Source organism: Pseudomonas sp. GD04158 (assembly GCF_029834875.1).
Taxonomy (GTDB): Bacteria; Pseudomonadota; Gammaproteobacteria; order Pseudomonadales; family Pseudomonadaceae; genus Aquipseudomonas; species Aquipseudomonas hydrolytica.
This window is the reverse complement of record NZ_JAODYT010000007.1, coordinates 30,842-42,593: the sequence shown is the minus strand read 5'-3', so window position 1 is coordinate 42,593 and position 11,752 is coordinate 30,842. Positions and strand designations below refer to the sequence as shown.

Sequence of the window (11,752 nt, the reverse complement as noted above, 5' to 3'; positions counted from 1 at the left end):
CCTTGTTGTCAGCGGCTGGCACCGGCCAGCACGCGTTGGTTGATTTCGTTGATGCGGTGCTGTGCGGCACCCATCTCGTTGGCGTGGGCCTGCGCGATCTGCAGCAGCGCGATGCTTGGGGCGAAGCGGCCGTTGTCGAGCTTCACGGCCAGGCCTTCGGCGATCAGGGTGTTGATGGCGCGGTTGATGTTGGCCGGGCTCTCCCCGAGCCCCTTTGCCAACTCGCCGTTGCTTATGCCGGTGAGGCTGTAGCCCTTGAGGGCCTTGAGCACGCGCAGGATTCGCGCGCCGCTGTCGGAGGTGCGTGGGGTGGTCATGCTGAAGTCCTGAGTAGTGCGAAGTAGTCGGCGGCGGCTTCGTCGGCGGCCTTGGCTGCGTTCTGCAGATCCTCGATGGTGAGCTGAGCGAGGGGCTTGCCGAGCTTCTGGCAGTGGCGTGCGAATGCCCGCTGGCTGACGGCGTTCCACTCGCGGTAGCCGTCGAACGGCTCCAGGGCTTCATGCATGTCCATGATTAGGGCGAGGCTTTCCGGGCTCATGGCTGCTCTCCGAGATCCAGTTGTGGGTTGGCGTGCTGCTGCACATTGGCGCGGTGCCAGGCCAGGCTGGTGAGGCCGGACTGCAGCGCTGCCTGGGCAGCGTCGGCATCGACCTGGCCCTGGTAGAAGGCGATCAGGGCACCCGTGGTCGCGTTGAGTACGGCCTGCAGCTCGTTTACGTCCTGCGCGGTGCAGGTGCGGCCAGACGGGATGTCGATCAGCAGCTTGCCGCTGGTGGATGCCAGCCAGCGGCTGACCAGGGCGATGCCGCAGGCATGCTCGAAGGCCGGGATCAGCACAGCAGGCATGCGCCCTTCGGTGAGCCACTTGTAGAGGGCCCAGTGGTTGGCCTGGCCCATGCGTTCGGCAATGCGTTCGACGCTCAGGTTGTGCCGCTCCTTGGCGAAGTCCAGCGACCACTCCATGGCCTGACGGATGCTGCTGGGCTGGGCGTTCTTCCAAGAGCGGCGCGTCATTGGATGGCCCTCCCGGCGTGGCAGGAGGCGGCGTGCAAACAAATAGGCTTTTTGCCCATTGGCAATGCTGTTACCAAAAGGCCAGCCTGTTGGGGTACATTCACAGGCATGGGGAGTCACCCGATGGACGAGGTTCGGTTACTGCAGGTTGAGGGGCAGATTCAGGCGCTTGCGCGGTGCTGGCTTTACCTGGCTGCGCAGCTGGAGCTGCAGGGCGTTGACCCGGCTCCGCTGGAGCGCTCGATGCTGGGGACGAGGTGGCCTGGTGCGCAGGCTGAGCCGCATGCTCAGACGATGATGCAGGGGCTGGTTGAGCAGCTGGCCGGCGCCCGTGAGGGGCGGCGAAGTCAATGCCAATGACCTCGGCGTCGGCCTTGAAGCCGAACTCGTTGCGCAGATCCTGGTAGGCCTTAGCCTTCAGCTGCTGCCCAACAAGTTGGCCGGCGCCGAGCAGCATCAGGCGATCGATCAGCTTTGCGGTACCGGCGCTGGCCGGCGTGCGATCGACGAACACCAGGGCCTGCTGGCGGGCTTCGGCCAGGTGTGCGGCAATGGCAGGGCCATCACCAGGTGCGCAGGCGATCAGCGCGTTGAGCGCGGCGCGCCAGGCGTCCATGGGGTGGGGAATCAGCTCGATCTCTTCGAGCGCAACTTGCGGCTTGTCGGTCATGGCGGTGACCCTCGCTGCTGTTGTGGTTGGGGGTGGTTAAGCGGCAACGGCTTCGCCGTCCTTGAGGCCGAGGGCAACTGCAATGACATGCGACTGGCCGTAGTTGCCTTTGGAGAAGCCGTTGAGCACTTGGTAAACGGCGGTGGGCGGAAAGCCGTGGTCTTTCGCCCATTGATTGACGGTTAGGCCCTTGGCACGGAACTGGGCTTTCACCTGTTCGACGGTCTTGGGTTTTTGCTGGGTTGCCATGGCGGTGGCTCCTCGGCTGGTAGTTGAAGATTCATAAGAATCTTTGGTGTTTGTGAGGCTGAGTATGGGTAGAAAACTACCCATCGTCAAGGAGGTTTATGGGTACTTATTTGCCCATTGGCGAGCGGCTTGCTGAGGAAAGGAAGCGGCTAGGGTTCAATCAAACCGACTTCGCGGCTGTGGCTGGAGTAAGCAGAAAAACTCTTTTCGGCTATGAGAGCGGCGAGCGAACGCCCGACGCTGGGGGGCTTGCTGCCTGGGCTAGCGAAGGTGTGGACTTGATGTACGTGGTGCTTGGTGAACGCTCGAAAGCCCATCCCGTCGCTCAACTTCCAGCAGACGAACAAGTCTTGCTCGAGGCATATCGCGCTATGCCGGCCCGTGCTCGTAAGCTCCTTCTGGCCGAAATGCTGACGGGTAAGAAGACACGCAAAGCTGACGGTAAGGCTGATGGCATGAGCGTTTCAGGCGATGGGAACCGAGTAGCTGGAAGGGATTACAACGAAACGAAGGAGTAGCACCGTGGATATCCAGGTTGAGGGGAGCAACAACCGAGTCGCCGGGCGGGACTATTACGAGAATCAGATCAAGCCTTGCCCGCGATGCGAGGTCAGGGTCATTGATCGTGAAAAGAGCATCTGCAACCACTGCACCAAGGAAGAGAGAGATGAAAAGGCCCGTGGGCAGATGACGCTGTTCGGTCTGGGAGTGCTCTTCATCTTCGGTTGGTTACATGGTTGGCGGTCAGAAAGAGGCCTGGCGCCAGGTATAGAAGGGCTGGCAGAGACACTGGCACTGTCGGTCGGTATTGCCATCGCAGCGCTTTCAGTGATCTGGTTTTTACTTCCGCTTGTTGTTGAGATCGGTGCGGCCTACTTCGAGAGCCGCCGTAATCGCTATCGCGAATAACCACATGGATGAGGCCTGTGTAATGAAGATCAGAGCAATGTTTTTCACGGTGCTGGCTGCCGTTCTTCTATCCGGCTGTGCTACAGACTTCCGAAACAAAACGCCTACAGAGGTCGCACAGGCAACTCGCGTGCATGAAAGCGAGTACAGCGAGAGCAGGATCTACCTGGCGCCACCCGTGACGGGTAATCCGGTGATGGGCATGACCTACGAAGCCCAGCTCGCCGCCATCCAGTCGAAGAAGGACGGCTCGATAACTCATGCCCTTCGGGTGAAGTGGAGCTACCTCTCTCACGCTTGGATGTTCTTCTCCAATGCCACGCTGCCGGGGCCAATTCCTCTTGAAACCGTATCCACGAACAGGGAGGTGTATAGCTGTCGCTCTAGCCGGTGCAGCTACTACGAAAGCACGTCAGCAGTTGTGCCGCTGGAGGTCCTGGCCAATGCAGGTTCGGGCTTGAAAGTTCGCTTCTCTTCTCAGCAGGGTGGCGTCATTGTCGAGCTGCCGGCCACCTATGTGCTCGGTTATCTGCAAGCCATGTCTACGGCGCTGGGCGGGGCTGTTTCGCACCCAACTGCCGCTCCGGCCTCAAGGATTCCCAAGTGGGAGGCAGTGCCGACACGCCCTGCCGGCCAGGCTGGTGAGGTTGCGGTGAAGAGCAAGGAACAGCAGATCCAAGAGCTGCAGAACACGCAGGGGCTGAGCTACGAGGAGTATCAGCGGCGCTATAAGGAGATCATGGGGCAGTGAGGCGAAAACGCTAACTAGGAGTGGCTATGCGCGATGAATTGGGAGTTAGAGATGAAGGATGAGTTGGACAAGCTGTTTCAAGAACGAAATGAGCGCATTGATAAGGCTGCTGAAGATGCTCGCCAGGCCAAGGAGCAAGCAGACAACCTCCGTAATCATGCGTTGGAACTACTTAACACTATATTCGTGCCGGTGCTCAGAGAGTTCGAGTCGGAACTTAGCTCAAGAGGGCATAGCTGCAGGGTAGCTGTTGGGGAAACCTCAACCCCAAGAGTTGTTTTTGGCTTCCAGCTTGAAGCACCCGGAACACGAGGAAGACTACCTGAGTCAACCTTGACGTTCGTAGCTAACCCGAAAGTGCAAGTGAACTGGGATGTATGGACGCCCAAGGGGAAGGTCGGCAATGGTGCGTTGCCTATGAAGGATCTGCAGAGTGTGGATCAAGAGTGGGTGCGCAAAGAGGTCCTATCTTTCGTAGCGCGAGTAATCAGAGGCGCTTAACGCCTTAAGACGTCTGAAACACCCAGGTCCAGAGGGCGCCGCAATGGCGCCCTAGTTGTTTTTGCCGCGTCCAAATTACTCCGCGCGCGCGCGAGGCGAAGCTGTGATCTCTCCCCCGGTCGGACTGCCGGTATGAGCACAGCCACGGCCAGGGATTGGCCAACCTCGGAGCGCAACCCATGGCCACCTGCCAGAACAAGCCCAAGCGCCGCCTCCTGCCGCGCATGACCGTTTTCGCTGTTATCTCCCTGATGCTGCTGACCGCCATCTGGTTCGTGCGGCCCGAGCAGCTGCAGGTGGTGCTGTACAAGGTCAGCCTCATCACCATCGGCGCCGTGCTGGCGTACTACATCGACCGCGTGCTGTTCCTGGTCGAGGCCAGGCCGCATGAGTGCATCGGGGGCATTCATATCGTCGGGGCGTGGATCAGGCGAGCCGTGATCGCCTTGGCCTGCATCCTCGGCATGACGCTGGGGCTTTAGTCGTGAACCGCCTCAAGCGTTGGCTGGCTGAGGCCGGCAATGACCTGGCGATCATCTGGATGGTCGAACCGCGCCTGTTCCTGTTTCCGCTGATCCTGCTGGTGTTCGCAGTCGGCTTCTTCATCGTGCCCAGCGCCGATGCTGCAAGCATCCCGACCGCTGCCGAGCAGCACCGCCGCACCCTGGTGCGCGCCGCCCATGCCGAATGGGGCCTGGGGGCGCCCGTGGCGACCTTCGCCGCCCAGGTGCATCAGGAGAGCGCCTGGCGGGTGAATGCCCGCTCTGGCGTCGGCGCCGAGGGCTTGGCGCAGTTCATGCCCGCGACTGCCGACTGGATGGCCGAGATCTACCCGCGCAGCCTGGGCCCGGCGCAGCCGTATAACCCTGGCTGGGCGTTGCGGGCGATGGTGGCGTTCGACCGCTGGCTCTACGAACGAAACCAGGCCGTGAGCGAGTGTGACCGCTGGGCCTTCGTGCTGGCCGGATACAACGGCGGCAATGGCTGGGTGAATCGTGACCGCAGGCTGGCATCGGCAAAGGGCGCCGATCCGCTGGCCTGGTTCGATTCCGTCGAGCGGCACAACGCTGGCCGCTCGATCGCCAACTTCCGCGAGAACCGCCATTACCCGCGCGCCATCCTGCTGCGCTGGGAGCCCATGTATGCGGCTGCCGGCTGGGGGCCTGGCGTTTGCGCCGACAGGTATAGCCGCCATGAAGATCCCAACGCTGTTTCTGCTCGCCACGTTGACCACCAGTTCGCCTGCCGCCTGCTCCCGGAACTGGTTGGCTGCCGCCGAGCTGTTCGCATCGCCGCCGCCCCGCGTTCGACCGGCCCAGCTCTGGCCGCCCGAGCGCGTGGACAAACGACCACCCATGCCGCGCTGGTTGCGGCGCCGGCTCAAGCGTAAGGGGCGGTGATGAAGAACGTCATCGGCTGGATCGCTGACTACTGGCACGTGCCGATCTTCGTGGTGATGGCATACCTGATGTACGCCTACGGCGAGAGCCAGTATGACCGGGGCCACAGCGCCGCTCAGGCCAAGGGCGACAAGGCCGTTGCCGATCTGCGCGAGGAGCACCAGAAGCTGCGCGCCGATGCCGCCGAACAGAACCTGGTGCTCTACCGCCAGCAGGTGGAGCGCGCCAACCAGGCCGAGCTGGTGTTCCTGGATGCCCAGGACGAGATCGGCCGGCTCAAGCAGCAACTCACACAGGAGCGCATCAACCGTGTCTCGACTCAATACGCCCCGGCGCGCGGCGCTGCCCCTGTGGTTGCTCCTCGCTTCGTTGTCACTTGTGGCTGGCTGCGCGACTTCAACGCAGCGCTTGGAGCCACTGCCCCAGCTCCAGCCGGCTGCCGAGCCTACGCCGGCTCTCAAGAAGCGGCCTGGCCCGCCCCCGGCTCTGACGCCGAACTACTGGAAAGCGGCGTTACCGCTGCAGACATCCTGGCCCATGCGCGTGACTACGGCGCTTGGGCGCTCGCCATCCGTGCGCAGCTGAACGCGCTGATCGACCTACACGACAAGGACAAGCCCTGATGGACTTCGACTCCCTGCTGCGCGGCGCGCAGTTCCTGTTCACCGTGGTGGTGGGCTACTTCTCCTGGAGCAGTGCCCGCAAGGCCAGCTCCAAGGTGGAGGCCGAAGCCCTGGCCCAGCGCCTGGCCGGGCAGGACAACCGGCTGACGGTGCTGGAGCAGCAGATGAAGCACCTGCCCACCAGTGACCAGTTCACCGAACTGGCCGGCGAGCTGGCCGAGCTGGCTGGAGACATGAAGGCGATCAAGGTCGAGATCGCGGGGGTAACCAAAGCGCTCGACCCTTTGGCACGCGCCGTTGAGCGCATGAATGAATACCTGTTGAACAACAAGTGAGGCTGCAATGAGCACTCAATACGCTGACTATCTCCGCCAGGATCAGCGCCTGGTGATGCTGCGCATCCTCTCTGAGCTGCCGCAGTACCGTTCCAACTCCTCGGTGATCGCCAACCTGCTGGGCCAGTTCGGGCACCACCCGAGCCGCGACCAGGTGAAGGGCGACCTGGTTTGGCTCGGCGAACAGGGCCTGGTGGCGATCGAGGATATCGGCTCCGTCCTGGTCGTGACCCTGACCGAGCGTGGTGGCGACGTGGCTGCTGGCCGCGCCTCGGTACCGGGCGTCAGCAAGCCGAGGCCCTGACCATGGGGCGCAAGTCGAGCATCGACCGGCTAGATCCGGCAGTCCGTACCCACATCGAGAAGCGCCTGCGCGAGCGGCGCCTCACCCTGGACGAGCTGATCGAGGATCTGCACGAGCACTTCCCCAGTGCGGACAAGCCCAGCCGTTCGGCGATTGGCCGCTACAAGGTCAGCTTCGACGAGATGGCCAAGCGGCTGCGCGAGCAGCAGGCCATGGCCAGCCTGCTGGTCGAGGAGCTGGGCGAGAACCCGAACGACAAGGCCGGCGCGCTGATGGTGCAGTCGATCCAGACCCTGACCACGCACGCGGCCCTGGGCGCGCAGATCGACGACGAGACAACCATCGACGACGTGCGCAAGCTCGCCCGCGCCGCGAAGGACGTGCTGCAGGCCAGCAAGGCCAGCCGCGAGGAGCGCAAGGCGATCGAGCGTGAAGCCCGCGAGGCGCTGCTGGCCGAGCAGGAGCAGCGCCTGGAAGAGATGCGCGGCAGCGATGGCATGAGCGAAGAGTTCGAAGACCGCATCCGCCGCGTCCTGATGGGTAAAGCCTGATGAGCGAGCAAGAAGGCAAAGCACTCAAGGCGCTGACCAAGCCCCGCAAGATCGACCTCGCCGCCGAGCTGGAGCTTCATGGCGTCGTCGTGCCCCAGGATATGGCCGATGCGGTACCGGAGGCCGAGGGCGTATTCCTGCCGTACCAGCAGCGCTGGTTCGACGACACCAGCCAGATCATGATCGCCGAGAAGTCCCGCCGTACCGGCCTGACCTGGGCCGAGGCTGGCCGCAACGTGATCAACGCCGCCAAGCCTCGGCGCCGCGGTGGTTGCAATACCTTCTACGTGGGCAGCAAGCAGGAGATGGCGCTGGAGTACATCGCCGCCTGCGCGCTGTTCGCCCGTGCGTTCAATGAGATGGCCCAGGCCGACGTCTACGAGCAGAGCTTCTGGGATGACGGACGCCGCGAGGAGATCCTCGCCTACATGATCCGCTTCCCGAAGAGCGGCTTCAAAATCCAGGCGCTCAGCTCGCGTCCTAGCAACCTGCGCGGCCTGCAGGGCGACGTGGTGATCGACGAGGCGGCCTTCCATGAGTCCCTTGAAGAGCTGCTCAAGGCGGCCCTGGCGCTGACTATGTGGGGCAACAAGGTCCGGCTGATCAGCACCCACAACGGCGTGGACAATGCCTTCAACAGCTACATCCAGGACGCACGCGAAGGCCGTAAGGACTACAGCATCCACCGCATCACCCTGGACGATGCCCTGGCCCAGGGGCTGTACAAGCGGATCTGCTACGTCACCAACCAGGAATGGTCGCCTGAAGCCGAGAAGGAATGGCGCGACAAGCTGTACCGCAACGCCCCCAACATCGAGTCGGCCGAGGAAGAGTACGGCTGTGTGCCGAAGAAGAGCGGCGGCGCTTACCTGAGCCGCGTGCTGATCGAGGCCGCGATGGTCTCCGACCACTCGATCCGCATCTACCGCTACGAGGCGCCGCAAGGCTTCGAGGAGTGGACGCCCGAACACCGCGAGGCCGAGGTGCGCGCCTGGTGTGAGGAAAACCTGCAGCCCGAGCTGGCCCGCCTCAGCGACCGCAACCGCCACACCTTCGGTGAAGACTTCGCCCGCCGTGGCGACCTCACCGTGTTCACCCCGCTGCAGATCGACCCGCTGCTGCGCAAGCGCGTGCCGTTCCAAGTCGAGCTGCGCAACCTGACCTACGGCGCGCAGGAGCAGATCATGTTCTACATCTGCGATCGCCTGCCGCGCCTGACTGGCCTGGCGTTCGACGCCACCGGCAACGGTGGGTACCTGGCTGAACAGGCCGCGCTGAAGTACGGCAGCACCATGGTCGACCAGGTGGCGCTATCGCTGGCCTGGTACGGCGAGTGGATGCCCAAGCTCAAGGGCGAGTTCGAGGCGTTCAACCTGCAGCTACCCCGGCACCAGACCACGCTTGATGACCTGCTGTCGATCAAGGTCGAGAAAGGCGTGCCGGTCATCGACAAGGGCCGCACGAAGGATCTGGAGAGCACCAGCTCCAAGGCCAAGCGCCACGGCGACTCGGCCATCTCCCTGGCCATGGCCGTGCGGGCCAGCTTCATGCAGGGCGGCATCATCGAGGCGACCATGCTGCCTCGCCATAGTCGCGGCTTCGACAACGTGGCCAACGACGACAACGACATCGAATTACCGGAGCCGACCACATCATGGTGACCACATCCCGCATCCTGGGGCCCGATGGCCAGCCGATCCGCCTGGCCGAAATCCGTGAGCCGCAGACCGCCCACCTGACCAGCCTGCACCACGAAGTGGGCAACCACCCCTCGCGCGGCCTGACGCCCAGCCGCCTGGCCGCACTGCTCGATGCCGCCGAGCAAGGCGACATCGTCGCGCAGTACGAGCTGTTCGAGGACATCGAGGAGAAGGACGGCCATGTGTTCGCCGAGATGGACAAGCGCCGCCGCGCGGTCGCCCAGCTGGATTGGCAGATCGTGCCGCCGGACAACCCCACCGCTAAGGAGAAGGAAGCAACCGCCGCGCTCGAGCAGCTGTTGGCCGGGCTGGATGACTTCGAGGCGATGCTGTTCGACGTGACCGACGCCATCGGCAAGGGCTTTGCCTGCCTGGAGTTCGACGGCTGGCACCGGGTGGACGGTGACTGGCTGCCGCGTGCGATCGATCATCGGCCGCAGACCTGGTTCCAGCTCACCCGTGGCGAGCGGCGCCAGGAGATCCGCCTGCGCGGCTCCATGGGTGGCGAGCCGTTGCAGCCGTTCACCTGGATAACCCACGTTCACAAGGCCAAGAGCGGTTACCTGGAGCGCAGCGCGCTGATGCGCGTGCTGGTGTGGCCGTACCTGTTCAAGAACTACAGCGTCGGTGATCTGGCCGAGTTCCTGGAGATCTACGGCATCCCCATGCGAGTGGGCAAATACCCAGGCGGCGCCACCGAAAGGGAGAAGCTGACGCTGCTGCGCGCCCTGGCCCAGCTCGGGCACAGCGCCGCTGGCATCATCCCGATCGGCATGGAGATGGAGTTCCTCAACGCTGCCCAGGGTGACCCGGCTGCGTTCAAGCTGATGATCGACTGGTGCGAGCGCACCCAGAGCAAGGTGATCCTGGGCGGCACGCTCACCAGCGGTACCGGCGAAGGCACCAACACCAACGCCCTGGGCAACGTGCACAACGAGGTGCGCCTCGATCTGCGCGACTCCGACGCCAAGCAGCTGGCCGCCACCATCAGCCGTGACCTGGTGTACCCGATCGCCGTGCTCAACGGCCTGGTGGACAACTGGAAGCGCTGCCCGCGCCTGGTGTTCCCCACCCAGGAACCAGAGGATCTCAAGGCCTACGCCGATGCGCTGCCCAGCCTGGTCAAGCTCGGCTTCAAGATTCCGCGTCAGTGGGCCCAGGAGCGAGTCGCCATCCCTGAGCCGGCCGACAACGAGGACGTGTTGCAGCTGCAGGCCGAGCCATCGGCGCCGACCGAGCCTGAGCCGCCTGCAGGCGTTGCGGTGGCCACCGCACAACAGAAGCCAGCCACCACCGCCGCACAGCGCCTGGACGATGACCTGCAGCCCATCACCGGCCAGTGGATCGTGCGTATCCGCCAGCTGGTGGAGCGGGCCGAGAGCCTGGAGCAGATTCGCGATGGCCTGGCCGAGCTGCTGCCGGACATGAGCATCGAGCAGTACGCCGAGGCCATGGCGCAGGCGCTGGCCGCTGCAGCCCTGCAGGGGCGCCTGGACATCGTCCAGGAGGCCGCCAATGGCCGTTAGCGCCACGTCGCTGCCGTTCCGCGAGCAGAACGAGTTCCTGCGCCGCAAACTCAACTTGCCTACTAACGGCTGGACGGACGTATACGGCCGCGAGAACGACTATGCGTTCGTCGTAGCCGGCGCCAACCGTAACGACCTGGTGGCCGACTTCCACCAGGCGGTGCAGCGGGCGATCGAGGGCGGTACCACGCTGGAGGCGTTCCGCCAGGACTTCGACCGCATCGTCGCCAAGTACGGCTGGAGCTACAACGGCGGCCGCAACTGGCGCTCGCGGGTGATCTACGAAACCAACATGCGCAGCAGCTATATGGCCGGCCGCTATGAGCAGCTGCTGGCCGTGCGCGAGGAGCGCCCTTACTGGCAGTACCTGCACAGCGATGCGGTCGAGTACCCGCGAGAGGAACACGAAGCCTGGAACGGCATGGTGCTGCGCTGGGATGACCCGTGGTGGCAGTACCACTTCCCGATCAACGCCTGGGGCTGCCAGTGCAGCGTGCGGGCGCTGAGCTATGACGACCTGGTGCGCATGGGCAAGACCGGGCCGGACACGGCGCCGCCGATCGTCTTCGAGCAACGCACCATCGGCCAGCGCAGCCCGCAAGGCCCGCGCACGGTGACGGTGCCGGTGGGCATCGACCCCGGATTCGAGCACATTCCCGGCCAGTCGCGGCTGGAGAGCCAGGTGCCGGTACCGCGCCTGGGTGAGGAGCTGATCCCATCCGCCGCACCTGGCCTGCCCAATCGCCCGGCGCCGGATGCGCTGCCGGTACCGCGCGTGATCGACCCCGAGACCCTGCCGCCGGCAGGCATGAGCGATGCCGAGTACGCCCGCCGTGCGCTCGATGCTTTCGGCGCCCAGCTCGATGCCGCCGAGCTGCTCACCGACGTCCTGGGCGAGCGCATCGCTGTTGGCCCGAGCATGTTCCAGCAGCCCAGCGGCGCGCCTGCCGTACAGGGTCAGGGCGAGCTGCTGCCGCTGCTGGCGGAAACGCTGTTACAGCCAGACGAAATCTGGACGCGGCTGGAGTACTCCGAACCGCTGCGCAAATCCCAGGTACTGCGCCGCTACCTCGGTCGCTTCAACCTCGGCCAGCAGCTGACGCAGCTGGTGGTCATCGAGCTGGCCGGCAACGCCTGGAGCTGGGATATCGAGGCAGACCGCGAGGGTGTGGCCGAGCTGCTGCGCCAGGGCGTGCGCCTGTACCGGCGCGAGGACTGA

General features: G+C 64.1%; 17 protein-coding genes and 1 pseudogene. 13 read left to right on the top strand and 5 right to left on the bottom strand.

Annotated features, from left to right (window positions below; all coding sequences use genetic code 11):
- Positions 1–8 precede the first annotated feature (8 nt).
- The 5 genes from N7333_RS04760 to N7333_RS04740 form a co-directional block, all read right to left on the bottom strand.
- Positions 9–317 (bottom strand): helix-turn-helix domain-containing protein, encoded by a 309-nt coding sequence (locus tag N7333_RS04760; RefSeq protein ID WP_024308355.1) that lies wholly within the window; start codon positions 315–317, stop codon positions 9–11.
- A complete protein-coding gene (locus tag N7333_RS04755; RefSeq protein WP_129483241.1) occupies positions 314–538 on the bottom strand; it encodes a hypothetical protein in 225 nt (74 codons plus the stop codon). Before N7333_RS04755 ends, N7333_RS04760 begins: the two co-directional genes overlap by 4 nt.
- Positions 535–1,014: a hypothetical protein gene (locus tag N7333_RS04750; RefSeq protein WP_129483242.1), complete on the bottom strand. Its 480-nt coding sequence runs from the start codon at positions 1,012–1,014 to the stop codon at positions 535–537. The genes N7333_RS04755 and N7333_RS04750 overlap by 4 nt, the downstream gene beginning before the upstream one ends.
- Positions 1,015–1,114: 100 nt before the next feature.
- Complete coding sequence (locus N7333_RS04745) at positions 1,115–1,684, bottom strand: hypothetical protein (protein WP_129483243.1); 570 nt, start codon at positions 1,682–1,684, stop codon at positions 1,115–1,117.
- Positions 1,685–1,720: 36 nt separating this feature from the next.
- Complete coding sequence (locus tag N7333_RS04740; protein WP_074919264.1) at positions 1,721–1,933, bottom strand: DNA-binding protein; 213 nt, start codon at positions 1,931–1,933, stop codon at positions 1,721–1,723.
- Positions 1,934–2,031: 98 nt separating this feature from the next.
- Between N7333_RS04740 and N7333_RS24240 the strand changes: the two genes are divergently transcribed.
- From N7333_RS24240 to N7333_RS04675, 13 genes and pseudogenes are all read left to right on the top strand, one after another.
- On the top strand, positions 2,032–2,451 hold the full coding sequence (locus tag N7333_RS24240; protein ID WP_305955312.1) for a helix-turn-helix domain-containing protein: 420 nt from the start codon (positions 2,032–2,034) through the stop codon (positions 2,449–2,451).
- A gap of 4 nt (positions 2,452–2,455) precedes the next feature.
- Positions 2,456–2,842 (top strand): hypothetical protein, encoded by a 387-nt coding sequence (locus tag N7333_RS04730; RefSeq protein WP_074919277.1) that lies wholly within the window; start codon positions 2,456–2,458, stop codon positions 2,840–2,842.
- 22 nt (positions 2,843–2,864) lie between these two features.
- On the top strand, positions 2,865–3,593 hold the full coding sequence (locus N7333_RS04725) for a hypothetical protein (RefSeq protein WP_129483245.1): 729 nt from the start codon (positions 2,865–2,867) through the stop codon (positions 3,591–3,593).
- 51 nt (positions 3,594–3,644) lie between these two features.
- Entirely contained in the window at positions 3,645–4,094 is a 450-nt protein-coding gene (locus N7333_RS04720) for a hypothetical protein (RefSeq protein ID WP_129483246.1), read from the top strand.
- 179 nt (positions 4,095–4,273) lie between these two features.
- Positions 4,274–4,576, top strand: a complete 303-nt coding sequence (locus N7333_RS04715) for a putative holin (RefSeq protein WP_252576716.1) — start codon at positions 4,274–4,276, stop codon at positions 4,574–4,576.
- Between the two features lie 80 nt (positions 4,577–4,656).
- Positions 4,657–5,283: pseudogene (locus N7333_RS04710) on the top strand (transglycosylase SLT domain-containing protein); the annotation flags it as partial.
- A gap of 210 nt (positions 5,284–5,493) precedes the next feature.
- Positions 5,494–6,117: a lysis protein gene (locus tag N7333_RS04705; RefSeq protein ID WP_129483247.1), complete on the top strand. Its 624-nt coding sequence runs from the start codon at positions 5,494–5,496 to the stop codon at positions 6,115–6,117.
- Entirely contained in the window at positions 6,117–6,452 is a 336-nt protein-coding gene (locus N7333_RS04700; protein WP_129483248.1) for a DUF2730 family protein, read from the top strand. The genes N7333_RS04705 and N7333_RS04700 overlap by 1 nt, the downstream gene beginning before the upstream one ends.
- Before the next feature lie 7 nt (positions 6,453–6,459).
- Complete coding sequence (locus tag N7333_RS04695; protein WP_129483249.1) at positions 6,460–6,756, top strand: ArsR family transcriptional regulator; 297 nt, start codon at positions 6,460–6,462, stop codon at positions 6,754–6,756.
- Between the two features lie 2 nt (positions 6,757–6,758).
- Positions 6,759–7,307 (top strand): phage protein Gp27 family protein, encoded by a 549-nt coding sequence (locus N7333_RS04690; protein WP_129483250.1) that lies wholly within the window; start codon positions 6,759–6,761, stop codon positions 7,305–7,307.
- Positions 7,307–8,968 (top strand): hypothetical protein, encoded by a 1,662-nt coding sequence (locus N7333_RS04685; protein ID WP_129483251.1) that lies wholly within the window; start codon positions 7,307–7,309, stop codon positions 8,966–8,968. The genes N7333_RS04690 and N7333_RS04685 overlap by 1 nt, the downstream gene beginning before the upstream one ends.
- The gene (locus N7333_RS04680; protein ID WP_129483252.1) at positions 8,962–10,533 is read left to right on the top strand and encodes a DUF935 domain-containing protein; all 1,572 of its coding nucleotides are present in this window, start codon (positions 8,962–8,964) and stop codon (positions 10,531–10,533) included. The genes N7333_RS04685 and N7333_RS04680 overlap by 7 nt, the downstream gene beginning before the upstream one ends.
- Entirely contained in the window at positions 10,523–11,752 is a 1,230-nt protein-coding gene (locus N7333_RS04675) for a PBECR2 nuclease fold domain-containing protein (RefSeq protein WP_279858547.1), read from the top strand. Before N7333_RS04680 ends, N7333_RS04675 begins: the two co-directional genes overlap by 11 nt.